Consider the following 24102-nt stretch of genomic DNA (forward strand, 5'->3'; position numbering starts at 1 on the left):
CGCGAAAACCATCTCGTCACCGTCTGCGAAGAGGCGGGCTGCCCAAATATCGGCGAGTGCTGGTCGAAGAAGCACGCCACCATGATGATCATGGGCGATACATGCACGCGCGCCTGCGCCTTCTGCAATGTGAAGACGGGACTTCCCGGCGCGCTCGATCCGCATGAGCCCGAAAATGTCGCCAATGCCGTCGAGAAGCTCGGCCTTCAGCATGTCGTCATTACATCGGTCGATCGCGACGATCTCGAGGATGGCGGCGCCCAGCATTTCGTCGATGTGATAGGCGCGATCCGGCGCCGCTCGCCCGCAACAACGATCGAAATCCTGACGCCGGATTTCCTGCGCAAGGAAGGCGCGCTCGAAAAGGTCGTGGCGGCGAAGCCAGATGTCTTCAACCACAATCTGGAAACCGTGCCGCGGCTCTATCTCAACATTCGTCCGGGTGCGCGCTATTTCCATTCCATGCGCCTTCTCCAGCGCGTGAAGGAGATCGACCCCACGATCTTCACCAAGTCGGGCCTGATGGTCGGACTTGGCGAGACGCGCGAGGAAGTGCTGCAGGTCATGGACGATATGCGCTCGGCCAATGTCGACTTCCTGACGATCGGGCAATATCTGCAACCGACACGGAAGCACGCCGCCGTCGAGCGCTTCGTCACGCCGGATGAATTCAAGTCATATGAGGGGATCGCGCGCGCGAAGGGCTTCCTGCTCGTCTCCGCGAGCCCGCTGACGCGCTCGTCCTATCACGCCGATGCGGACTTCGCGCGGCTGCGCGCCGCCCGCAATGCGCTTCACGCCCAGGGTCAAGGATAGACATGCCCGCCACTCACCAGACGCAGGATGTTCCCTACGCCGCGGATGAGATGTTCGCGCTTGTTGCGGGCGTCGAGCTTTATCCCGAATTCCTGCCCTGGTGCGCCGGGGCGCGCATCCGCCGCCGCGAGGCGGACGGCCAGAACGAGGTTCTGATCGCCGACCTCATCGTCTCCTACAAGGTCTTCCGCGAACAGTTCACGAGCCGTGTGGTTCTCGACCGGGCGACCCGTACGGTCGATGTCCATTATGTGCAGGGGCCGTTTCGTCACCTGGCGAACAAATGGCATTTTGAGCCCTTGCCGGAAGGCGGCACGCGCATCCACTTCTTCATCGATTTCGAGTTCCGAAGCGCGACGCTGCAAAAACTGATGAACGGTGTCTTCAGCAAGGCCTTTGCGCGGATGATGCAGGCCTTCATCGACCGGGCGGACGCAGTTTACGGCAAGCCCGCGCCTGCGCTGGCGGCGGTTGCGCCGCTGCCGGAAGCGGAAGACCGCACGCAAGCAGGCTGAACGGTCAGATCATCCGCCGCAGGAGATCGAGCGCGACCTCGACGCTCTTGAGGCGGATTTCCTCCCGCCCGATATCGCCGAAGCGCTGCACCTCGTGAATGATGTTGCGGCCGCGCCGCGCCGCGCCGAAATGCACGAGCCCGACGGGCTTCATCGCCGTTCCGCCGCCGGGGCCGGCAACGCCGGTGACCGAAACGGAAATCTGCGCGCGGGAATTGTTGAGCGCGCCTTCGGCCATGGAGCGTGCCACCTGCTCGCTCACCGCGCCGAAATCGGCGATGAGATCGCCGGGCACGCCCAGCGCGTCGCGCTTGGCCTCGTTGGAATAGACGACGAAGCCGCGCTCCACCACATCTGACGAGCCCGGAATTTCGGTGAGCAGCGCGGCGATGAGGCCGCCCGTGCAGGATTCCGCCGTCGCGATCTTGAGCTTCGCGTCCCGGCAATCGGCGAGGAGGAGTTCAGCGCGTTGCAGAAGCGGACGGGGAAAGAGCGACATCACAGAACCTCGGTGAAGTTGCGGCAGATGAGGATGACGAGGATCGCATAGAGCGCGGCGACCATATCATCGGCCATGATGCCAAGCCCGCCCTTGAGCCTGCGATCGGCAAGGCCCACGGGCCACGGCTTGATGACATCGAAGCAGCGGAAGAGAAGAAACCCGGCAAGCCATGCAACTGGCGTGAGAGGCAGGATCGCCAGCACCAGCCACAGCGCCGCTACCTCGTCGATGACGACTTCGGAAGGATCGTCCTTCGCCGCCGCGGCCGCATAGCTGGCGGCGGCCCAAAGACCGAGCGCGAAGGCGAGGGCGGCACCTGCGACAAGCGCCCATGGCCCGCCGAGCCAGGCGAGGGCGAGGCCGGGCGGCAGCGCCGCAAGCGAGCCCCATGTGCCAGGCGCCCTGGGCAGAAGCCCCGAGCCGAACCAGGTTGCGGCAAGGGCAGCCGGATCGCTGAGGCGGAGGGAACCGGGGAGGGGAGTAAGGAAACCCATCGGCCGCGCTCCCGTCAGCCGAAGCTCAGTGTCGCGAGAGCCTGCGCCGCAAGCCCCTCGCCGCGCCCCGTGAAGCCGAGCCCTTCGGTCGTCGTGGCTTTGACGCTCACGCGGGACAGGTCGATCTCGAGAATGCCGGCGATGCGCGCGCGCATGGCATCGGCATGGGGACCGATCTTCGGCTGCTCGCAGATGAGCGTCACATCGACATGGACGATCCGGGCGCCGGCCTCATCGGCGAGGCGCGCGGCATGCGCGAGAAAGCGGTCGGAGGATGCGCCCTTCCATTGCGGATCGCTCGGCGGAAAGTGCCGTCCGATGTCGCCATTGCCAAGCGCGCCGAGAATGGCGTCGGTGAGCGCATGAAGACCGGCATCGGCGTCCGAATGTCCGACCAGCCCATGCGTATGCGGAACGCGGACGCCGCAGAGCATGACATGATCGCCGGGGCCGAAGCGGTGAACGTCGAAGCCCGAGCCTGTCCTGCTTTCGCGGCCTGCCGCGAGAAGGCGCCCGGCGCGCGCGAGATCCTCCGCGCTCGTGATCTTCATGTTGGTTTCGTCCCCCTCGATCGTCGCGACCGCCATGCCCGCCGCCGCCGCCACGGCGACATCGTCGGTCAGCTCGCCGCCCGCCGCCTTGCGGTGCGCATCGAGTATCGCATCGAAATGAAAGGATTGCGGCGTCTGCGCGCGCCAGAGACCGTCGCGGGGAACGGTCTCGCCCGCCATGCCATCGGATACGCGGCGGATCGTATCCGTCACCGGCACGGCGACGAGCGCGCCCTTGTGGCGATCGAGCGCCTGGATGCTCCGCGAGATGATGTCCGGCTTCACCAGCGGCCGGGCGCCGTCATGGATGAGAACCCGGCCGGGCTTGTGAGCGGCGAGCGCCTCGAGCCCGCGCAGGACCGAGGCCTGCCGCGTCGGCCCGCCTTCGCAAGCGGGTGCGAGCCGGGGAAGGCCGGCCGAGGCGGCCTCATAGGCTTCCCGGTCATCGGGATGGATCACCGCCATGACGAGGTCGATTTCGGGATGAAGGCAGAAGGCCCGCAGCGTCCGCCGCAGCACGGGCTCGCCGGCAAGCTGACGATATTGTTTGGGAGCGCCCGGCCCGGCGCGCGTGCCCCGGCCAGCCGCAACGATGAGTGCCACGACGGTCATGGCTTGGTTTTGCATGAGCAGGCTCGTTACGGAAAGCGGAATCAAGCGTCTTGCAGCTTATAAAGCATGCGACTAAACTGACCAATGATTAAGCATTTCCGGAAAGTGCCTAAATTTTGTCCATAGATATCGGCCCTCATCGCCTCAGGACCAACGTGCTCCTCGCGCCCATGGCGGGCATCACCGATCTGCCGTTTCGCCGCATTGCCCATGAGCTGGGCGCGGGGCTCGTGGTTTCGGAGATGGTCGCAAGCGACGAACTGGTGAGGGCGCGTCCCGATGTCGTGCGCCGCGCAGCCGGCGCGGGCGAGGTCGAGCCGCTGACGATCCAGCTTGCCGGGCGCGAGGCGCGCTGGATGGGCGAGGGCGCGCGCATTGCCGAGGCCGCCGGCGCGGACATCATCGACATCAATATGGGCTGCCCGGCGAAGACCGTGACCTCCGGCCTTTCCGGCTCCGCCCTCATGCGCAATCTCGATCACGCGCTGAGCCTGATCGAGGCGACGATCGCCGCCGTTTCCGTGCCCGTCACGCTCAAGATGCGCACGGGCTGGGACGAGGGGACCCGCAATGCGCCCGAGCTTGCACGCCGCGCCGAGGAGGCCGGCGTAAGCATGGTGACGGTTCACGGGCGCACGCGCTGCCAGTTCTACAAGGGCCGCGCCGACTGGGGTTTCATCGCCCGGGTGAAGGAGGCGGTGTCCATTCCCGTCATCGGCAATGGCGATGTGACGAGCCTTGAAGATGCGCGCGCCATTCTCGATGCCTCGGGAGCCGATGGCGTGATGGTCGGGCGCGGCGCGCAAGGCCGCCCCTGGTTTCTCGCGCAGGTCGCCCATTTCCTCCAGACCGGCGAGCGCGTTCCCGATCCGTCATGGGACGAACAGAAGCGCATCGTCATCAGCCATTATCGCGGCATGATCGAGCATTACGGCGTCGCGCTCGGCGTGCGCGTCGCCCGCAAGCATCTCGTCTGGTATCTGGAGCACGCCGCCCGTTTCTTGCCCGAAGAAGCGATCGCGGCGAAGAACGCGCTCGTCCGCCTCAGCGATCCGGAGGAGGTGCTGGCCGTCATTGCCCGCTTCTACGAGACGGCCGCCGCAAGGTCCGATGCGGCAGCCAGAGAGGCCGCATGATGGCAAGCGCCGCAGGCTCCGCGCAGGTCGCAAGAAAGCCGGAGGCGGCAGCCATTCTCGACGCGCTTCCACATCCCGTCATCATGATCGATCGGGATTTGCAGATCGGCTATGTGAACGACAGCGCGGAGCAGTTCTTCGCCGCGAGCGCCGCCGTTCTGCTGCGCCACCGACTCAGCGATTTCGTCGCCTTCGGAAGCCCGGTTCTCTCGCTCATCCAGCAGGTGCTGGAGGATGGCGCATCGGTCAACGAATATGGCATCGAGGTGGGCACGCCGCGCGGCGGCGACCGCGCCGTCGATATTCAGGTCACGCCCGTCGGCGAATATCCTGACCATGTGCTGCTGATCCTTCAGCTCCGCACCATGGCGCACAAGATGGATCGGCAGCTCACCCATCGAAGCGCCGCCCGCTCCGTGACCGGCATGGCGGCGATCCTCGCGCATGAGATCAAGAACCCGCTTTCCGGCATTCGCGGCGCGGCGCAGCTTCTCGAACTTTCAGCCCCCGCCGAGGACCGGACGCTGACGCGCCTCATCTGCGACGAGACGGACCGCATCTGCAAGCTGGTCGATCGCATGGAGGTCTTTTCCGACGAGCGCCCCGTTCCGCGCGAGCCGGTGAACATCCATCTCGTGCTCGGCCACGTGAAGCAGCTCGCGCAGACGGGCTTTGCCCGGGGCATCAGGATCGTCGAGGAATACGACCCCTCGCTTCCGCCCGTTCTGGGCGACAAGGACCAGCTCATCCAGGTCTTCCTCAATCTTGTGAAGAACGCCGCCGAAGCCACGACAACAGAAGGCGAAATTCTCTTGACGACAGCCTACAGGCCGGGCGTCCGCCTCTCCATGCCCGGCAGCCGCGACAGGGTGAGCCTGCCGCTCGAAATCTGCGTCATCGACGACGGGCCGGGCGTGCCCGAGGACCTGCTTCCGCATCTCTTCGATCCGTTCGTGACGACGAAATCCAGCGGCACGGGCCTCGGCCTTGCGCTGGTGGCCAAGATCGTCGGCGACCATGGCGGCATCGTGGAATGCGAGAGCCAGCCGCGCCGGACGGTGCTGCGCGTCCTGTTGCCGATGCATACCGGCGAGCCCGAGTAAGAGGAGCCAATGCCAAGCGGAACGATACTTCTGGCCGATGACGATGCCGCCATCCGCACCGTGCTCAATCAGGCGCTGGGGCGGGCCGGCTACGATGTGCGGGCGACGAGCAACGCCGCGACGCTCTGGCGCTGGGTGAGCCAGGGCGATGGCGACCTCATCATCACCGATGTGGTCATGCCGGATGAAAACGCCTTCGATCTCATTCCCCGCATCAAGCGGCTGCGGCCCAAGATACCGATCATCGTCATGAGCGCGCAGAACACGCTCAAGACGGCGATCACCGCCGCCGAACGGGGCGCCTATGAATATCTCCCCAAGCCCTTCGATCTGAACGAGCTGATCCGCGTCGTCGATCGCGCCATGAAGGCGCAGCGCGAGGGGGCATCGCCGCTTCCGGCCGCGCATGAGGACGAGAATATCCCCCTTATCGGCCGCTCGCCGGCGATGCAGGACATCTACCGCGTGCTGGCGCGGCTGATGCAGACGGACCTGACCGTGATGATCTCGGGCGAAAGCGGCACCGGAAAGGAACTCGTCGCCCGCGCGCTTCACGATTACGGCAAGCGGCGCAACGGGCCTTTCGTCGCGATCAACATGGCCGCCATCCCGCGCGAGCTGATCGAGAGCGAGCTTTTCGGGCACGAGAAGGGCGCCTTCACCGGCGCGAGCCAGCGCGCGACCGGCCGCTTCGAGCAGGCGGAGGGCGGCACCCTTTTCCTCGACGAGATCGGCGACATGCCCATGGAAGCCCAGACGCGGCTGCTTCGCGTTCTCCAGCAAGGCGAATACACGACGGTCGGAGGGCGGACACCCATCAAGACCGATGTCCGCATCGTCGCCGCCACCAATCGCGATCTCCGGCAGCTCATCAATCTCGGCCTCTTCCGCGAAGACCTCTTCTATCGCCTCAACGTCGTTCCGATCCGCCTTCCGCCGCTGCATGAGCGGACCGAGGATATTCCCGACCTCGTGCGCCACTTTCTCGCGCAGGCCGAACAGGAGGGCCTGCCGCCCAAGACCATCGACAGTGAGGGCATGGAGCTTCTGAAGCGCTACCGCTGGCCGGGCAATGTGCGCGAGCTCGAAAATCTCGTCCGGCGCCTTGCCGCGCTCTATACGGAGGAAACGATCGGCGCCTCGATACTCGCGGCCGAACTCGCCGAGCCGGAGTTCGAGAATACGCTGGAGCAGGCGCCGGCCGACGAACCTCTTTCCGTCGCGGTCGAGCGCACGCTCACGCGGCTCTTCGCGGCCCATGGCGACGAGCTGCCGCCGCCCGGCCTCTATGACAGCATCCTTCGGGAGGTCGAGAAGCCGCTCTTCGGAATGGCGCTGGCGGCGACGCGCGGCAATCAGATCAAGGCGGCTCACCTTCTCGGCATCAACCGCAACACGCTGCGCAAGAAGTTGAAAGAACTCGATGTTCAGGTCATCCGCGGCATCAGATAGCTGCCACGAAGGTGATGTAATGCGGCAACATTGTTGTTGATTGGCCGCGCCCCTCACGCCAGAATGACGGTCCCGCCGCGCCTGCGTGGCGCATTGGGCACATAGCGACAATGACACCGGCGTCGGGAGGCGGATCGCGATCTCCCCCTGCCCGTCGCCAGGAAGAGGGCATGGCAACGAGCGACCGAATGGAGAGGGCGAGCTGGGACAGCCATCTGTGGGGACTGTTTTCTCGCCGCGGATTCTCGGGGACGCTCGCGATCGGCCTTGTGATGGCCGCGATCTTCCTCGGCTCCTTCACCTATATGATCCTGACCGGCCTGACGCCTCTGGCGCCGACGCGCGGGCTCGTGATCACGCTGCTCATCGGCAATCTGGCCGTCGTTCTGGTCCTGTTCGCGCTGATCGGCTGGCGCGTGGTGCGCATCATCATCGCCCGGGTGAGCGGCGTGGCGGGCGCGAAGCTCCATGCGCGGCTCATCGCCATGTTCGCGGTCGTGGCCGTCATGCCGGCGATCATCGTGGCCGTCTTCGCCGCCGTGACGCTCAATCGCGGCCTCGACTTCTGGTTCGGCCAGCGCACGCAGATCATCATCTCGAACGCCCAGACGGTCGCCGAAGCCTATCTCGATGAGCATCACCACGTCCTGCGGGGCGATGTGCTCGCCATGGCGACCGACCTCGACCGGGCGGCCCCCTATCTGGCGACGAGCCCTGAGCGTTTCCAGCAGCTCGTGGCGACCCAGGCCGCGCTGCGGTCACTGCCGGCGGCCTATCTCATCAATTCGGAAGGGCGCATCCTTGCCAAGGTCACGGCGAGCGTCGCGCCCGATATGGGGCTCCCCACGGCCGAGCAATTCACGCAGGCCCAGAAGGGCGAGGCGGTGCTCTGGACCGTTCAGGCCCACAACCAGATCAGGGCGCTGGTGAAGCTCGGTGCCATCGAGGACACCTATCTCTATGTCGGCCGCTTCGTGGATGCCCGGGTTCTCCAGCATCTGGCGCAGACGCGCGAAGCGGCGGACGAATATCGAAGCCTAGAGCAGCGCCGCATCACCTTTCAGGTGACCTTCGCCCTCATCTATGTCGCCGTCGCGCTCGTCACATTGCTTGCGGCGATCTGGCTCGGCCTCTGGGCGGCGAACCGCATCGTCGATCCCATCACCAAGCTCGTCCAGGCATCGGAGCGCATCACCATCGGCGATCTCGGGGTGCGCGTCGAACCGGGGGAGACGGGCGACGAACTCGACGTTCTGAGCAACGCCTTCAACCGGATGACGAGCCAGCTCGAAAGCCAGCGCAACGAGCTGGTCGCCGCGAACCATCAGCTCGATCTGCGCCGCCAGTTCACCGAGGCGGTGCTTTCAGGCGTGAGCGCGGGCGTCATCGGCCTCGACAATGAGGGACACATCAACCACGCCAACCGCGCGGCGCTGCGCTTCTTCGGCAAGAGCGAGAACGAACTGGTCGGCCACGACATCTTCGTCGCCATTCCGGAAATGGCCGAGGTCGTGCACGAGGCGCAGAACCACCCCGACCGCCGCGCCCAGAGCCAGAGCGTCATCATGCGCGACGGGCAGGAGCGCACATTGAGCATCCGGGTGACAAGCGAGGTCCGGGATTCGGGCGTCGGCGGCTTCGTGCTCACCTTCGACGACATCACCGAACTGGTGCGGGCGCAGCGCACCTCCGCCTGGGCGGATGTCGCCCGGCGCATCGCGCATGAGATCAAGAACCCGCTGACGCCGATCCAGCTTTCGGCCGAACGCCTGCGGCGGAAATACGGCAAGGAGATCCTGACCGACCCCGAAGTCTTCCAACAATGCACCGACACGATCATCCGCCAGGTGAACGATATCGGCCGCATGGTGGACGAGTTCTCCTCATTCGCGCGCATGCCCACCGCCGTTATCAAGCAGGTCGAGATCAACGAGATCGTGCGGCAGGGCGTGTTCCTTCAGCGCGTGGCTCATCCCGATATCGACTATGCGAGCGACATGCCCGCCGATCCGGTTCTGATCGAATGCGACGGCAGGCTTGTGAGCCAGGCGCTGACCAACATTCTGAAGAATGCCGCCGAGGCCATTCGCGGCCAGCACGAGGCTCGCCTACTGGACGAGGGCGAGGAGGAGAGCGGCGCCGGAGGCATGATCGGACGTATTCAGGTGGCGCTTGAAGAAACGCCCTCAACCGTCGCGATCGTCGTCACGGATTCAGGCTGCGGCCTGCCGAAGACGGACCGCACCCGCCTGACCGAGCCCTATATCACCACGCGCACAAAGGGCACCGGCCTCGGGCTCGCCATCGTGAACAAGGTCATGGAAGACCATGGAGGCACGCTCATCCTCGAGGACGCGCCGGCCTCGGAAGGATGGGAGAGCGGAGCGCGCGTGAAGCTGATCTTTCCGCGCATGCGCGAAGGCACCGACGAGGCGCAGCAGACTAAGACGAGCAAGATAGACGAGGCGATGAATGGCATCTGACATTCTGATTGTCGACGACGAAGCCGATATCCGTGAGCTGGTAGCGGGGATTCTGAACGATGAGGGCTATGACACGCGCGTCGCAGGCGACAGCGACAGCGCGCTCGCCGTGATCGAAGCGCGGCGCCCCGGCCTCGTCGTGCTCGACATCTGGTTGCAGGGAAGCCGCCTCGATGGCCTGGAACTGCTCGATGTGGTGCATGAGCGCTATCCCGACCTGCCGGTCGTCATCATCAGCGGCCATGGCAATGTCGAGACGGCCGTCTCGGCGATCAAGAAGGGGGCCTATGACTTCATTGAAAAGCCCTTCAAGGCCGACCGGCTGATCCTCGTCGTCCGCCGCGCCATCGAGGCTTACAGGCTGCGGCGCGAGAATGACGATCTGCGCACGCGCATCGGCGACGACATGGCGCTGATCGGCTCGTCGCCGGCCATCGCGCATGTGCGCCAGACGATCGAGAAAGTGGCGCCAACCGGAAGCCGCGTTCTCATTTCCGGCCCTTCGGGCTCGGGCAAGGAGGTCGTGGCGCGGCTCCTTCACGCGCGCTCGCGCCGCGCGGAAAGTCCCTTCATCGCGATCAATGCGGCGAGCATGGCGCCCGAACGCATGGAGATCGAGCTTTTCGGCACCGAAGTCTCGTCCAACGGGCCGCGCAAGGTCGGCGTCTTCGAGCAGGCGCATGGCGGCACGCTCTTTCTCGATGAGGTCGCCGAAATGCCGATCGAGACGCAGAGCAAGATCCTGCGCGTGCTGGTCGATCAGACCTTCGAGCGCGTCGGCGGCGGTCCTCGCGTCAAGGTCGATGTGCGCGTCGTGTCCTCGTCGAGCCGTGACCTGACCGATGAAATCGCCAAGGGCCGTTTTCGCGAGGATCTGTTTCACCGGCTCAATGTCGTGCCGATCCAGGTGCCGCCGCTTTCCACCCGCCGCGAGGACATTCCCTCTCTCGTGGAATATTTCATGTCGCAGATTTCCAAGGCGACGGGACTGCCGCCACGGCGCATCTCGGAAGATGCGATGGCGGCCCTTCAGGCGCATGACTGGCCCGGCAATGTGCGCCAGCTTCGCAACAATGTTGAGCGGCTGCTGATCCTGACGTCTGGCGATCCCACGGCCGTCGTCACCGCGGACATGCTTCCGGCGGAAGTGGGCTCGTCGGCGCAGATCACCGTCAACGGTTCGGGCGGCGAGCACATCATGGCGCTGCCTCTGCGCGAGGCGCGCGAGACTTTCGAGCGCGAATATCTCGTGGCGCAGATCAGCCGGTTCGGGGGCAATATCTCGCGCACCGCCGCCTTCATCGGCATGGAGCGCTCGGCGCTTCACCGCAAATTGAAATCTCTGGGCGTCGCCACGGGCGGCCGGCCCGACATGCCCATGTGACATGAACTCCGGGAGGCCCGCTTGTCCCGCATCGCCTATGTGAATGGCCGCTATGTCCGCCATGCGGAGGCGTGCGTGCATATCGAGGATCGCGGCTATCAGTTCGCAGACGGGGTCTATGAGGTCTGCGGCATACGCGACGGCCGGTTCATGGATGAGGAACTCCATCTCGCCCGGCTCCGGCGCTCGCTCGACGAAAGCCGAATCGGCCTGCCCATGCCGCTCTCCTCGCTGCGCCATGTGCTGCGCGAGGTGGTGCGCCGCAATCGCATCGTGAACGGCCTTGTCTATTTCCAGGTGACGCGGGGCGTCGCGCCGCGCGACCATCCGTTTCCGTCCGCCAGCGTGAAGCCCGCTCTTGTCGTGACCGCCAAGAGGATCAACGAGGCGCGCGTCCGGAACGCCGTCGAGAAGGGCGTTGCCATCGTGACCATGCCCGATCAGCGCTGGGCGCGGCGGGACATCAAATCGGTGGCGCTGCTGCCGAACATCCTCGCCAAGCAGGCCGCGCGCGAGGCCGGGGCCTATGAAGCCTGGCTGCTGGACACGGACGGATATGTGACCGAAGGCTCATCGACGAACGCATGGATCGTCGATCAGCAGGGCCGCCTCGTGACCCGGCCTGCGGGCCACGAAATCCTGAGCGGCGTCACGCGCCATGTGCTGCTCGAAACGGCGCGGCAGGAAGGCGTGGAAGTGGTCGAGCGTCTCTTCACGGCGGACGAGGCGAGGGCGGCGCGCGAGGCTTTCATCAGCGCCTCGTCCGCGATCATCATTCCGGTGGTCCGGATCGACGATGCGGCGATCGGCAATGGCGCGCCGGGCTCGCTTACCATGCGTCTCAGGGATGCCTATCTGACATACGGAAAACTGACCTGAGCGGGCTTCGACATGGAAGGCCGGCGAAAATAGTGCGGATAACCTCTCCGGAATGAGATTTCGCACTTGCAGCATGAAGAAAAAAGAACAGATTGTATGAGGACCGTCTCCTTCGTCCGCGTCCGGGGCGGGGGCAATCCGTTTGGATCGGCCGGGCGGTCGGGCCGACCCGATCAAATTTGACAAATGGGGCTTACCCATGAGTGAGAAGACACATAACTTGCAGGACACTTTCCTGAACCATGTTCGCAAGAACAAGACAACACTGACCATTTTCCTCGTGAACGGTGTCAAGCTTCAGGGCGTCGTGACCTGGTTCGATAATTTTTGTGTGCTGTTGCGTCGGGATGGCCACTCGCAATTGGTCTACAAGCACGCCATATCGACGATCATGCCCGCACAACCCGTTCAGCTTTTTGAACCGGGAAACGGGGAGGAGGCTTGAGACCGTTTCTTGAGTGATCAGCACGATGGCGGCGGCGAGGACAGCCGCCGCGCACAACGCCGTTCCGCAAAGCCGACGTTCCAGGTGAACCCCAAGGAACCGACGCGCGCCTTTGTGCTCGTGCCCTGGCTGAAGACAGCCGAGCAGGACGCGCGGCGCCGTGGCAAGCCCTATCGCTCCCAGTCGGCGCGCATGGAGGAAGCGGTCGGGCTCTCAGGCGCCATCAATCTCAATGTCGTCGGCCAGCAGGTCGCCGTGGTCGCGGAGCCGCGCCCGGCGACGCTTATCGGGGATGGCAAGGTGGAGGAGCTGAAGGGCCTCCTCGCCGAACTCGAGGTCGAACTCGTCATCGTCGACGGGCATCTGAGCCCCGTTCAGCAGCGCAATCTCGAAAAAGCCTGGAATCTCAAGATTCTCGACCGGACGGGCCTCATTCTCGAAATCTTCGGGGAGCGGGCTCATACGAGGGAAGGCGCGCTGCAGGTCGAGCTTGCCCATCTGAACTATCAGAAGAGCAGGCTCGTGCGCAGCTGGACCCATCTCGAGCGCCAGCGCGGCGGTTTCGGCTTTCTGGGCGGGCCCGGCGAAACGCAGATCGAGGCCGACCGGCGCGTCATCCAGGAGCGCATCACCAAGATCGAGCGCCAGCTCGAAACGGTGAAGCGCACGCGCGAGCTGCACCGCAAGACGCGCCGCGAGGTGCCCTATCCCGTGGTCGCGCTGGTGGGCTACACAAACGCCGGCAAATCGACGCTCTTCAACAGGCTGACCGAGGCCGGTGTCTTCGCCGAGAACCTGCTTTTCGCAACCCTCGATCCGACCATGCGCGCCGTCTCGCTCCCGAGCGGACGCAAGATCATATTGTCGGACACGGTGGGCTTCATTTCGGACCTGCCGACGCATCTGGTGGCCGCCTTCCGCGCCACTCTGGAAGAAGTGCTGGAGGCGGAGGTCATTCTTCATGTGCGCGACGCTTCGCATGAGGAAACCGCGATCCAGAAGGCGGATGTCGAGGCCGTCCTCGCATCGCTCGGCCTTGCGGGCGAGAAGGCGACGGAGCCGCAGCGCCCCATCGTCGAAGTCCTGAACAAGATCGACCTGCTGCCCGACGAGAGTCATGACGCAGTGATGAACGCGGCGGCGCGGAACCCGCTCTCCGTTGCCGTTTCGGCGCTGACGGGCGAGGGCGTCGATGAACTGCTTTCGCTCATCGACCGCCTCGTCGTCGACCGAGGCATTCTCCTCCACGCCACGCTCCGCCCCGACGAGGGCGACGTCATTGCATGGCTCTATGAAAACGGGCAGGTTCGCAAGAGAGAGACGGGCGACGACGGCTCGACGACGCTCGATGTGAATCTGCCGGCTGCGGCGGCGGGTCGCTTCGAGAAGCGCTTCCCCGCTCTCAAGGGGCGCGTCGTCGCGCGGCTGGCGAAGGCAGCGGAATAGAAAATGGCCGACCTTTCCGAAGATGTGGCGGCGCTGATGGCCGAGGCGGCGGCGCGCGAAATCATGCCGCGCTTCCGCATGCTGCGCGAAGGCGAGATCGAGGAAAAGTCGAAGGGCGATTTCGTTACCATCGCCGACCGCGAGGCGGAGCTGTGGCTGACGCCTTATCTCGAGGCGCTCATTCCCGGCTCGCATGTGCTGGGCGAGGAAGCCTGCGCAGCCGATCCGCGCCGCATGACGCTCATCGAGGGCGACGCGCCGGTCTGGACGCTCGACCCGGTCGATGGCACGGCGAATTTCATCGCCGGTGACGAAGCGTTCGGAATCATGGTCGCGCTGGTGGAGGGGGGCGAGACGCTGCGCGCCTGGATCTACTTGCCCGCAAGCGGTGGGCTCGCCATGGCGGAGCGCGGCGGCGGCGCATGGTGGCGTTCCGACGGCGCGACCGAGCGCATCAGCGCCGGCACTTCGCCCGCCTCGCTGGCCGATGTCACGGGCGCATTCAATGTGCGCTTCATGCCCGACGAATGGCGCCGCCGCATCGAGACTTTCGCCGGATGTGTCGGCCGCATCGCCAATGATCAGTGCTCGGCGGTCGATTACACATCGGTCGCACGCGGCCTCAAGGACTTCGTGACCTATCACCGCATGATGCCCTGGGATCATGTGCCCGGATCGCTGATCCTGCGCGAAGCGGGCGGCGTCATCCGCGATCTCGGAAACGGCGAAGACTACGTGCCGCGCCTGCTTGCTGGCCCGCATCTCGTCGCGCGCGACGCGGCGAGCTGGGAGCGCATCGCCGAAGCGATCAGGCGGGCCTAAAGCGTTCGCCGCAAAAGCGAAAACGCTTTTGCGGCTCGGAAACGCGACAACTCAAGAAGTGATCGCTGGTTTCGAGCCCGTCAAAGCGGAGGCTCTAGCCCATCTCACCGCGCTCCTCGCGCTTCGCCTCGTTCCAGAGCGCGTCCATTTCTTCCAATGTCGATTGCTCGGGCGTCGAGCCTCTGGCCGCGAGCTTTTCCTCTATGCGTGAAAAGCGGCGGCGGAACTTGGCATTGGCGCGACGTAGCGCCGCTTCCGGATCGACCTTGAGGTGGCGGGCGAGATTCGCATAGACGAAAAGCAGGTCGCCGAGCTCGTCCTCGATCCGGTCATGCTCGCCACCCTTTGCCAGCTCCTCGGAAAGTTCGAGCATTTCCTCGTTGAGCTTGTCGATGACCTCGGCGGTGCTTGGCCAGTCGAAGCCGACGCGGGCGGCGCGCGCCTGCAGCTTGACGGCGCGGGCGAGAGCGGGCAGCGCAAGCGGCACATCGTCGAGAATGCTTTTCTGGGCGGCGTTGCCCTTGGCGGCCTGTTCCTCGGCCTTTATCTCGTCCCAGCGGCCCTTGACCATGCCGGCCGAGCGCGCTTCCTCATCGCCGAAGACATGCGGGTGACGGCGGATCATCTTCTCGCAAATGGCGCGCACGACATCGGGAAAGCCGAAGAGCCCCGCTTCGCTTGCCATCTGGGCATGAAAGACGACCTGAAGCAGCAGGTCTCCAAGCTCCTCGCGCAGATCGGCCATGTCGCCGCGCTCTATGGCATCGGCGACCTCGAAGGCTTCCTCGATTGTGTAGGGCGCGATGGTCGAGAAATTCTGTTCGAGGTCCCACGGGCAGCCGCCATCGGGATCGCGCAGCCGCGCCATGATCCGAAGCAGCGCCTCGATCCGGTCGAGTTCGCCCATGCTCAATGGAGCCTCCCGAAGATCAGTACTCAGGCGAAGAGCTCGTCCGCCACAAAGGGATTGCCGCGCCGCTCGGCCCCGAATGTCGAAAGCGGCCCGTGCCCCGGCACGAAGGTCACATCGTCGCCAAGCGGCCAGAGCCTGCCGCGAATGGACGAGATGAGCGCCTGATGATCCCCGCGCGGAAAATCCGTGCGTCCGATCGAGCCCTGAAACAGCACGTCGCCGACAATGGCGAGCCGCGCCTCCTCATTGAAGAAGACGACATGGCCGGGCGTGTGGCCGGGGCAATGGCGGACAAGAAATGTCAGCCCCGCCACCTCGACCTTATCGCCATCCTCGAGCCAGCGGTCGGGCACGAAGGCGCCGCAGGATGGGAACCCGTATTTCTGCGCCTGCTCCGGCAGCGCCTCGATGAGAAAGAGATCGTCGCGATGCGGGCCTTCGATCGGTATGCCGAGCCGCTTTGCGAGATCGCCCGCGGCGGCCGCGTGATCGAGATGGCCGTGGGTGAGGAGGATCTTTTCGAGCGTAACGCCCAGCTCATCCACCGCCTGCATGATCCGGTCGAGATCGCCGCCCGGATCGCTGACGGCGCCGCGCATCGTCTCGTCGTTCCAGAGCAGCGTGCAGTTCTGCTGGAAGGGTGTGACCGGGAGAATCGCTGCTTTGAGGCTCATGTGACTGGTGCTTTATGAGTTTCGATATGCCGTGAAAGGTAGGGACGAGGGGGCGGAATGTCCAATGGTGACGGGCATCTTCGTCTCATGCGGTCGAAAATCTGTGCATAAAATCGACAGGGCGGGCGAAATAAGCCTTGGGGCGCAGCAAACTCTTGGCGTTTTCCGCAAACTTGTGAAAGATAACGTCAGGTTCCACCTAAGGACGAATCACGAATCATGGCCACAAAACCCGCAGCCAAAACCGCAGCCCAAGCCACCATTCCGATGTCGAAGATCATCGCGGAGCTCGCCGAGAAGCACGGCCTCACGAAGAAGGCGGCGGCTGCCTTGTTCGAGGACTTCGTCGGTATCACCGTGAAGAACCTGAAGAAGGGCAACAAGGTCCGTCTCACGGGTCTGGGCATCCTCCAGGTCAAGAAGCGCGCTGCCCGCATGGGTCGTAACCCGGCCACCGGCGAGCAGATCAAGATCAAGGCGTCGAAGAAGGTCGCCTTCCGCGTTGCCAAGGATCTCAAGGAAGCCATCTGATTCCGCTTCCACGATCCGGCTGGTACGGAGTGTAAAGAAACACGGCAGCATTCGTCTGTTGTCGCGAAAGGCGATCCTTAGGGGTCGCCTTTTCGTTTGCGGGTGCCTGTTCCGCGCTGCTATCAAATCCGCCTCTTGGCACTGCGTCGTACAGGGAGGAACGGAAGATGACGATCAGGCGAATTGGCATCGGCAAGCGGCTGAGCGAAGCCGTGGTGCATGGCGATCGCGTCTATCTCGCGGGGCAGGTGGCGGAAGACGCCTCGCAGCCCATTCGCGGGCAGGCGGAGCAGATTCTCGGGCAGATCGATGCGCTGCTCGCCGAGGCGGGGACGGACAAGTCGAAGCTCCTCTTCGCGCAGATCTGGCTTGCCGACATGAACGACTTTGCCGCCTTCAACGAGGTTTGGGACACCTGGATCGATCCGGCCAATCCGCCGGCCCGCGCCTGCGTGCAGTCGCCGCTGGTGAAGCCGGAGTGGAAAGCCGAAGTGCAGGTGACGGCTGCAATCTGATCGGCCACAATCGCACCCCTGACCATCCGGGGAGGGGGGCATGGCGGTGTCGGAGAGCTTTTCGGATATCGAGTGCCGCTTCGTTGGCCTGACGTCGCCCACGGCGCCGCGCGCCCGGCATGGAACGCATCCCTGCCAGGGCCTCTACTGGACGAGGCGCGGCGAGCGGCCTCGCGTCGCCGCCATCGCCACGCATTACAACGTCGATTTCAGCGAGCACTATCTTGCGCCGCTCTTTGCCGCGCGGGGCATCGGCTTTCTCGGCTGGAACACGCGCTATCGCGGCGCCGAGGATCAGTTCATCCTCGAGCATGCCCTGATCGACATCGGGGAAGGCGTCAGATGGCTCCGCGAGAAGGCGGGCGTCGAGACCGTCGTGCTGCTCGGCAATTCGGGCGGCGGATCGCTGATGGCCGCCTATCAGGCCGAAGCGTCGCAGCCGACGCTCACCGCAGGCGCGAATGAGGCCACGCGAAGGGCACTCGAGGCTCTGGGGCAGGGCGATCTCTATATCTCGCTCAACGCGCACAAGGGGCGGCCGGAGGTTCTGACCGACTGGATGGACGCCTCGGTCGTCGATGAGCGCGACCCGGCCGCGACCGATGCTGCGCTCAACCCCTTCAATCCGGAAAACGGGCCGCCTTATTCGACCGACTTCGTGAGCCGCTACAGGGCGGCGCAGCGCGCCCGCAATCAGCGCATCACCGACTGGGCGAAGGAGGAGCTAAAGCGTCTCAATGCGGCGGGTATCCCGGATCGCGTCTTCCCGCTCTTCCGCGTCTGGGCCGATCTGCGTTTCATGGACCCCGCGCTCGACCCTTCGGACAGGCCATGCCCCGGCTGCTATGCCGGACTGCCCGCAATCGCCAACCGCAACCCGCTGGTCATCGGGCGCGCCAATACGATCCGCACCTGGCTTTCGATGTGGAGCCTCGAAACATCGAAATGTCAGGGAACGGAGCAGCTCGCAAAGCTCGCGCTGCCGGCGCTCGTGGTCCAGAGCATGGGAGATATGGGCGTCTTCCCGAGTGATGCGCGCGCAATCTTCGATGCCGTCGCCTCAGCCGACAAGAGGCTCGAATTCGTTCCCGGCGCTCATTACTTCGAGGACAGCGACGCACATCGCGACCGCGCCGCCGCGCTCATGCTCGACTGGATTGAGACGAAACTCTGAAGGGGCGGGCCTGCGCAACCGCCCCGCCGCCCGAACGTCAGACGAAGCTCACCTCGACATCGCCAAGCCCCTGATCGAAGCGGCAGACGATGTTGTCTCCGGCCTGCACGGGCATCGCCCGCACGAACGATCCCGTCAGGATCACATGGCCGGGCTCGAAAGTGACGCCGAACTCGCCGAGCTTGTTCGCGAGCCAGGCGACCGAGGTGACAGGATTGCCGAGAACGGCCGAAGCTTCTCCCGTCAGTTCAGTCTTGCCGTTGCGGATGACCGAGCCGTTCACGCGCCGCACGTCGATGGCATCGAGCGGCCTCGGATTGGCGCCGAGTACGACCGCACCGCAAAAGGCGAGATCGGCGACGCTGTCGATGATGTTGAGGCCGGGGGCGCGCGCGACCCGCATATCCACGAGTTCGATCGCGGGCAGCACGAAATCCGTCGCTCGGATGACATCGACCGGAAGGACACCCGGACCCTTGAGGGCATGCTTCATCACGAAAGCGATTTCGATCTCGATCATCGGCGTGAAGAAGCGCGACATCGGATAGCTGTCGCCTTCCGGCAGGAAGAGATCGTCGGTGATGGCGCTGAAATCCGGCTCGCTCGAACCGGCCATTTCCTGCATGGGCTTCGATGTGAGCCCGACCTTGTAGCCCTTGATGCAGCGGCCGGCGGCGACCCTGCGGCGGACAAATTCCTCCTGAATGCGGTACGCATCCTCGATGTTCATGCCGGGATAGGTCGCTGTCGGCAGAGCGATGGGCTTTCGGCTCTCATAGGCGCCGAGAAGGTCGTCAACGATCTTTGTACGGATTGATGGATCGAGCATGAGCCGGCCCCTATTGTCTGGCGCGAACGGCGTCGAGGTCGGCGCGCGTGGCTGCGGTCAAGGCAGCAATGTCCGTGGTCACGGAAATCATCTGAAAACCTTGGGAAATGCGCGTTGGGGCGACCCTGGCGTTCGACAGCACGGCCGTGGCAACGCCCGCGCGCCTGGCGGCGGCCGCAACCCTGGCGATTGCCTCGTCGAAGGCCGGTTGCCCGTCATTGTCACCGGGCGGCAGGCCAAGCGCGACAGAAAGATCGAAGGGGCCGACGAAAAGCGCGTCCACGCCGGGCACGCTTGCGATCTCCTCGACGGAAGCCAGCGCCTCCGCCGTCTCGATCATGGGGATGACGGCCACGCGGCCATTGGCCTCGGAGAAGTAGCGTGGGCCGTCCCGCATGCCGACGCGCACCGGGCCGAAGCTGCGACGGCCCGCCGGCGGATAGAGGCAAGCCTCGACGGCCCGGCGCGCATCCTCGGCCGTCTGGATCATGGGAATGACGACGCCGAGGGCGCCTGCGTCGAGCACCCGGCCGATAATGCCGGGATCATTCCAGGGAACACGGACGATGGGGACGGCGGGCGTCAGGTCGATCGCGCGGATCATGGCGAGCGCCGTCTCGTAATCCATGCAGCCATGCTGCATATCGACGAGAACCCAGTCGAAGCCGTTCCGGGCGAGCGCCTCGGCGCTCAAGGCCTCGGGGATCATGCACCATGCGCCGAGCGTAACCTCGCCCGAAGCCCAACGGGATTTCAGGGAAACGCTCATCGACAACTCCCTTGTGGCGTGTGCGCATCATTCGGCGCGGCTTCATGCATATAAATGAGTGTCATCATAATTGATGAAAGTCAACAATATGCGCGGGCCGCGCTACGCCTTGCGCGACGCCTTGGCTCGCGGCGCCGGTGCCTCTCGCCGGTCCGCGGCCAGGCCCTCGATAGCGAGAGTGAGCATGGGACGCAGGCGGGCGAGAAGCTGCCTCTTCGTCGTCAAGCCGCCGAGCCAGCCGATCAGGTTGATGTAATAGATGCCGAACAGGTTCTCCGCCGCGCGCTGCGGATCGACATTCGCGCGTATCTTGCCCGCCTTCTGTCCGGAGACGATGAGCTCGCCGATGCCGTCATAGATGGTCTGCATGAGCTCGCGCAGATCGTTGCGCCGCTCGGGGCTCGCCAGAATGGTGATCTCCTTGATCAGCACCTTTGCGAGGCCGACATCACGATTGTGGTAGGCGATCATGGAGCCGAAGACTTCCATGAGCTGGTCTATGAACGAGGGCGTCGCGGAAATCTTCCGGAATGCCGCCTGCGAGGTCTCGATCATCTCGTCCTTGAAGACCATGATGAGAAGGTCTTCCTTCGACTTCGCATAGAGAAAGAGCGTGCCGGTGCCGATGTCGGCGCGCTCGGCGATCTCCTGCGTGGTCGTCTGGGCGAAGCCCTTGGTGGCAAACAGCTCCTTCGCTGCGGCGGTGATCCGTCTCAGCTTCTCCAGCTTGTTGCGTTCGCGCCGGCCCATGGGCGCGGGCTCGCGGCCTGCCTGGGAGCGTGCCGCCGCTGGCTTCCTTTTCCGCTGTTCCGTCACCGGCCGTTACCTCTCCATTCATGTCCCGATCGGGCTGAAGACAGAACATGTCGTTTGGGAAGGCTTTGTCAATCCGGTTCCGGTCGTGGGCAAAACGAACATCGGGAGCCTCATGCGGCTTCGCTTGACAGGTCGCCGCCGGAATATAAACTGAGTGTAGTCATTATTGGCGCTCGGTCATAATCGCGCCAGATGCCGGGGAGGCATCGGGACGGAAGAAGCCCGGACCATCGGGCCAGATCACGGGAGGGATCTCATATGCCAGCTCGCACGGCAGAGCAGTTTTTGCGTGGCCTGAAAGGCGCGCGCAACATCTGGGTAGGCTCGGACAAGGTTGAAGATGTGACGTGCCACCCGGCCTTCGCAGGCGCGGCGGAGGGCCTCGCCAAGATCTTCGATCTTCAGCACGAGTTCGCCGACGATTGCCTGATGCCCGATCCCGAAACGGGCGAACCGATCAATGTCAGCCACATGATCCCGCGCTCGAAGGATGACATCCTTCGCCGCCACAAGGGGCTTGAAAGGATTGCCGAATACACCGTCGGTGTGATGGGCCGCTCGCCCGACTACATGAACGTGACCTATGCCGGGTTTGCCGGACGCGCCGACGAGTGGGGCGCCAATGGCAACGAGGAGGGGGCCGAGAACCTCGTCAATTATCAGAAGTTTCTTCGCCGCAACGACATTGCGCTGACCCATACGATCATCCAGCCGACGATCGACAAGGCGCAGGGCGACGCGCCCCGCCCGGGAAACACGGTCGCGCTCCACAAGGTCGGCGAGACGGAGCACGGTATCATCGTGCGCGGCGCGCGCATCCTCGCGACGCTCGCGCCATTTGCCGACGAGCTTGCCGTCTATCCGGCCGCGCCCTTGCCAGAAGGCGCCGATGCCTACGCGCTCGCCTTCTGCATTCCAATGTCGGCGCCGGGTCTCAAGTTCATCTGCCGCGACAGCTGCGCCGGAACGCGCAACATTCACGACCATCCACTTTCAGCGCGCTTCGACGAACAGGACGCCTTCGTCATCTTCGACGATGTGGAAGTGCCCTGGGACCGACTGCACATCAACTGTAACCTGCCTGTCTATAATCAGGTGATGACGACAGGCTGGTTCCCGAACATCATGCAGCAGACGATGATCCGGGCACAGACCAAGCTCGAATTCGCCTGGGGTGTGGCCACGCGCATGTCGGAGGCCATCAACGGCCTGCAGCCACCCGCCGTTCAGATGCTCGGCGAAATGTGGACATTTTGCGAGTTTGCCCGCGCCTGCATTCAGACAGCGGAAGCGAATGCGCATGAATTCGGGAACGGCGTCTGGTTCCCGCAAGGCGCGCCGCTTGTCGCTCTCCGCGCGACATTGCCGACATGGTTCCCGCGCGTGAACGAGATTATCCGCCTTCTTGGGTCGCACAATCTGCTCGCGGCGCCGACACAGGCACAGCTCGCAGACCCCGAGCTGCGGCCGCTCATCGATCAGTTCATGCATGGCGCGGGCAATGTGAGCGCCGAGGCGCGCAGCCGCATCTTCCGCCTTGCATGGGATTTCGTCGGCAGCGCGCTTGCCAGCCGCAACGAGCAATATGAGCGCTTCTATCTGGCCTCCGGCGCGCGCAACCAGCAACTGGCGCATCTGCTGGCTGAGCGTGCGCGGGCGGACCGGCTGGTCGACCGCTTTATGACGGAAAAGACCGGCACCGAGGAAAACACAAACCAGCGTATCGCGGAGAAGGCATGATGAGCGGCAATATGGCAACGGTCGCAGGCGTTGAGGTTTCGACCGACCACTGGATCGACGGGCGGCGCGTTTCCTCGCCGCGGCGCTTTGCGAATATCTCGCCGATCGACGGCTCGCATATCGCCGACGTCGCGGCTGGCGGCAAGGCGGAAGTGGATCAGGCTGTCGCCGCGGCGCGCAAGGCCTTTCCGGCATGGGCAGCCCTGGGCCCCAAGGGACGGCTGCCGATCCTCAAGCGCTTTGCCGAAGGCATCAAGGCGCGCGCGAACGAGCTTGCCGCGGTCGAGACCATGGACAATGGCTCGCTGCTGCTCGGCAATGTGCATCGCGTTGTCCCGCGCGCCGCGCAGAACATCGAATTCTTTGCCGAATGGGCGCTGACGCTCGAGGGGCACTCCATCGACTCGCCCGAAGTCGTCAATCATGTGAAATACGATCCGGCGGGCGTTGCGGCACTCATCACGCCATGGAACGCGCCGCTCATGCTGACCACATGGAAGGTCGGCCCGGCGCTCGCCGCCGGCAACACAGTCGTCGTGAAGCCGCCGGAGTGGGCGCCGCTCACCTGTTCGCTCATGGCCGATATCGCGCATGCGGCCGGCATTCCGGCCGGCGTGCTCAATGTCGTGCAGGGCATCGGCGAAGAGGCCGGCGACGCGCTCGTCAACCATCCCGATGTCGACCGCATCAGCTTCACCGGCTCGACCGATACGGCGAAGATCATCGGACAGGCGGCCGCGCGCTCCATCACGCCGCTGAGCGCGGAACTCGGCGGCAAGTCGCCCTTCATCGTTTGCGCCGATGCCGATCTCGACGCGGCCGCGCAGACAGTCGCCGCGCAATACATGAATGCCGGTCAGGTCTGCCTCGCGGGCACGCGCATCATGGTCGAGAAGTCCATCGAGGAAGGCTTTCTCGAAAAGGTTCGCGCCGCTTCGAGCCACATGATCGTCGGCGATCCGCGCGACAAGGACACGCGCGTCGGGCCGCTCATTCACAAGGAGCATTTCGAGCGCGTGGCGGGTTTTGTCGAAAGGGCGAAGGCGGATGGCGCGGTGCCGCTCTGGGGCGGCTCGCGCGCGAATTTCGGCGATCTCTATTTCCAGCCCACGCTCTTTGCCCATGTCGATCCGTTTCTCGAGATCGCGCAGCGGGAGGTTTTCGGCCCGGTTCTTACCTGGCAGAGCTTCAGCTCCGACGACGAGGTGATCGAACTCGCCAACAATACGAAGTATGGCCTTGCCGCGACGCTTTTCAGCCGCAACGAGGCACGCGCCACGCGCATCGCCTCGCAGGTCGTCGCCGGCACGGTATGGGTCAACTGCTTCTTCATCCGCGATCTTGCAGCGCCATTTGGTGGCAGCCGGGATTCCGGAATCGGGCGCGAAGGCGGGAGCTGGAGCTTCGATTTCTATTCCGACATCAAGAACATATCGGTGCGCAAGGGCTCCTTCGCCTGACGGGGCGCGCGGAAATGAATTTCAGAACAAGAATGAACCAG

At 64.5% G+C, this 24102-nt stretch carries 24 protein-coding genes; 16 read left to right on the forward strand and 8 right to left on the reverse strand.

Features of this window, described 5'->3' with window-relative positions; translation table 11 throughout:
- On the forward strand, positions 1 to 816 hold an 816-nt coding region (gene lipA, locus WBG82_RS03270), incomplete at its 5' end, for a lipoyl synthase (RefSeq protein WP_424421325.1).
- 2 nt (positions 817 to 818) lie between these two features.
- Positions 819 to 1331, forward strand: coding sequence for a type II toxin-antitoxin system RatA family toxin (locus WBG82_RS03275; protein WP_424421328.1), 513 nt, complete (start codon positions 819 to 821; stop codon positions 1329 to 1331).
- Between the two features lie 4 nt (positions 1332 to 1335).
- Here the strand turns inward: WBG82_RS03275 and WBG82_RS03280 are convergent, their stop codons facing one another.
- From WBG82_RS03280 to WBG82_RS03290, 3 genes are read right to left on the reverse strand one after another with little or no spacing between them, the layout of a single operon-like run.
- The gene (locus WBG82_RS03280) at positions 1336 to 1830 is read right to left on the reverse strand and encodes a CinA family protein (protein ID WP_424421331.1); all 495 of its coding nucleotides are present in this window, start codon (positions 1828 to 1830) and stop codon (positions 1336 to 1338) included.
- Positions 1830 to 2327 carry a phosphatidylglycerophosphatase A family protein gene (locus WBG82_RS03285; protein WP_424421333.1) on the reverse strand — a complete coding sequence of 166 codons (498 nt, stop codon included), beginning with the start codon at positions 2325 to 2327 and terminating at the stop codon, positions 1830 to 1832. Before WBG82_RS03285 ends, WBG82_RS03280 begins: the two co-directional genes overlap by 1 nt.
- Before the next feature lie 14 nt (positions 2328 to 2341).
- Complete coding sequence (locus WBG82_RS03290; protein WP_424421336.1) at positions 2342 to 3505, reverse strand: bifunctional 2-C-methyl-D-erythritol 4-phosphate cytidylyltransferase/2-C-methyl-D-erythritol 2,4-cyclodiphosphate synthase; 1164 nt, start codon at positions 3503 to 3505, stop codon at positions 2342 to 2344.
- A gap of 101 nt (positions 3506 to 3606) precedes the next feature.
- Between WBG82_RS03290 and dusB the strand changes: the two genes are divergently transcribed.
- From dusB to WBG82_RS03335, 9 genes are all read left to right on the forward strand, one after another.
- Positions 3607 to 4626, forward strand: a complete 1020-nt coding sequence (gene dusB / locus WBG82_RS03295) for a tRNA dihydrouridine synthase DusB (RefSeq protein ID WP_424421338.1) — start codon at positions 3607 to 3609, stop codon at positions 4624 to 4626.
- On the forward strand, positions 4626 to 5729 hold the full coding sequence (locus WBG82_RS03300) for a two-component system sensor histidine kinase NtrB (RefSeq protein ID WP_424421437.1): 1104 nt from the start codon (positions 4626 to 4628) through the stop codon (positions 5727 to 5729). The genes dusB and WBG82_RS03300 overlap by 1 nt, the downstream gene beginning before the upstream one ends.
- 9 nt (positions 5730 to 5738) lie before the next feature.
- On the forward strand, positions 5739 to 7181 hold the full coding sequence (ntrC, locus tag WBG82_RS03305) for a nitrogen regulation protein NR(I) (protein ID WP_424421340.1): 1443 nt from the start codon (positions 5739 to 5741) through the stop codon (positions 7179 to 7181).
- Between the two features lie 170 nt (positions 7182 to 7351).
- Positions 7352 to 9664, forward strand: coding sequence for an ATP-binding protein (locus tag WBG82_RS03310; protein ID WP_424421342.1), 2313 nt, complete (start codon positions 7352 to 7354; stop codon positions 9662 to 9664).
- Positions 9654 to 11048, forward strand: coding sequence for a sigma-54-dependent transcriptional regulator (locus WBG82_RS03315; protein WP_424421344.1), 1395 nt, complete (start codon positions 9654 to 9656; stop codon positions 11046 to 11048). The genes WBG82_RS03310 and WBG82_RS03315 overlap by 11 nt, the downstream gene beginning before the upstream one ends.
- Before the next feature lie 21 nt (positions 11049 to 11069).
- On the forward strand, positions 11070 to 11927 hold the full coding sequence (locus WBG82_RS03320; protein ID WP_424421347.1) for a D-amino-acid transaminase: 858 nt from the start codon (positions 11070 to 11072) through the stop codon (positions 11925 to 11927).
- A gap of 199 nt (positions 11928 to 12126) precedes the next feature.
- Positions 12127 to 12372 (forward strand): RNA chaperone Hfq, encoded by a 246-nt coding sequence (hfq, locus tag WBG82_RS03325; RefSeq protein WP_324298405.1) that lies wholly within the window; start codon positions 12127 to 12129, stop codon positions 12370 to 12372.
- An 84-nt stretch (positions 12373 to 12456) separates the two neighbouring features.
- Positions 12457 to 13818, forward strand: coding sequence for a GTPase HflX (gene hflX, locus WBG82_RS03330; RefSeq protein ID WP_424421440.1), 1362 nt, complete (start codon positions 12457 to 12459; stop codon positions 13816 to 13818).
- Between the two features lie 3 nt (positions 13819 to 13821).
- On the forward strand, positions 13822 to 14640 hold the full coding sequence (locus WBG82_RS03335; protein WP_424421349.1) for an inositol monophosphatase family protein: 819 nt from the start codon (positions 13822 to 13824) through the stop codon (positions 14638 to 14640).
- Between the two features lie 94 nt (positions 14641 to 14734).
- On the opposite strand, the gene mazG is transcribed toward WBG82_RS03335, so the two are convergent.
- Positions 14735 to 15547: a nucleoside triphosphate pyrophosphohydrolase gene (gene mazG / locus WBG82_RS03340; RefSeq protein WP_424421442.1), complete on the reverse strand. Its 813-nt coding sequence runs from the start codon at positions 15545 to 15547 to the stop codon at positions 14735 to 14737.
- A gap of 29 nt (positions 15548 to 15576) precedes the next feature.
- Positions 15577 to 16227 carry an MBL fold metallo-hydrolase gene (locus WBG82_RS03345; RefSeq protein ID WP_424421351.1) on the reverse strand — a complete coding sequence of 217 codons (651 nt, stop codon included), beginning with the start codon at positions 16225 to 16227 and terminating at the stop codon, positions 15577 to 15579.
- A gap of 219 nt (positions 16228 to 16446) precedes the next feature.
- Between WBG82_RS03345 and WBG82_RS03350 the strand changes: the two genes are divergently transcribed.
- The 3 genes from WBG82_RS03350 to WBG82_RS03360 all read left to right on the forward strand — a co-directional run bounded on the left by WBG82_RS03350 (position 16447) and on the right by WBG82_RS03360 (position 18447).
- Positions 16447 to 16758, forward strand: a complete 312-nt coding sequence (locus WBG82_RS03350) for an HU family DNA-binding protein (RefSeq protein WP_424421354.1) — start codon at positions 16447 to 16449, stop codon at positions 16756 to 16758.
- 167 nt (positions 16759 to 16925) lie between these two features.
- Positions 16926 to 17273, forward strand: a complete 348-nt coding sequence (locus WBG82_RS03355; RefSeq protein WP_424421357.1) for a RidA family protein — start codon at positions 16926 to 16928, stop codon at positions 17271 to 17273.
- A 40-nt stretch (positions 17274 to 17313) separates the two neighbouring features.
- Complete coding sequence (locus WBG82_RS03360; protein ID WP_424421360.1) at positions 17314 to 18447, forward strand: hypothetical protein; 1134 nt, start codon at positions 17314 to 17316, stop codon at positions 18445 to 18447.
- A 37-nt stretch (positions 18448 to 18484) separates the two neighbouring features.
- Here the strand turns inward: WBG82_RS03360 and WBG82_RS03365 are convergent, their stop codons facing one another.
- The 3 genes from WBG82_RS03365 to WBG82_RS03375 all read right to left on the reverse strand — a co-directional run bounded on the left by WBG82_RS03365 (position 18485) and on the right by WBG82_RS03375 (position 20795).
- A complete protein-coding gene (locus tag WBG82_RS03365; RefSeq protein WP_424421362.1) occupies positions 18485 to 19276 on the reverse strand; it encodes a 2-keto-4-pentenoate hydratase in 792 nt (263 codons plus the stop codon).
- 10 nt (positions 19277 to 19286) lie between these two features.
- A complete protein-coding gene (locus tag WBG82_RS03370) occupies positions 19287 to 20045 on the reverse strand; it encodes an HpcH/HpaI aldolase family protein (RefSeq protein ID WP_424421364.1) in 759 nt (252 codons plus the stop codon).
- A 102-nt stretch (positions 20046 to 20147) separates the two neighbouring features.
- Complete coding sequence (locus WBG82_RS03375) at positions 20148 to 20795, reverse strand: TetR/AcrR family transcriptional regulator (RefSeq protein WP_424421367.1); 648 nt, start codon at positions 20793 to 20795, stop codon at positions 20148 to 20150.
- A 324-nt stretch (positions 20796 to 21119) separates the two neighbouring features.
- Between WBG82_RS03375 and WBG82_RS03380 the strand changes: the two genes are divergently transcribed.
- Together WBG82_RS03380 and WBG82_RS03385 are read left to right on the forward strand one after the other, a co-directional pair.
- Entirely contained in the window at positions 21120 to 22601 is a 1482-nt protein-coding gene (locus tag WBG82_RS03380; RefSeq protein ID WP_424421370.1) for a 4-hydroxyphenylacetate 3-hydroxylase family protein, read from the forward strand.
- The gene (locus tag WBG82_RS03385) at positions 22598 to 24061 is read left to right on the forward strand and encodes an aldehyde dehydrogenase (RefSeq protein WP_424421372.1); all 1464 of its coding nucleotides are present in this window, start codon (positions 22598 to 22600) and stop codon (positions 24059 to 24061) included. Before WBG82_RS03380 ends, WBG82_RS03385 begins: the two co-directional genes overlap by 4 nt.
- Positions 24062 to 24102: the final 41 nt, after the last annotated feature.

The sequence above is a fragment of the Parvibaculum sp. genome (assembly GCF_049671045.1).
GTDB lineage: Bacteria > Pseudomonadota > Alphaproteobacteria > Parvibaculales > Parvibaculaceae > Parvibaculum.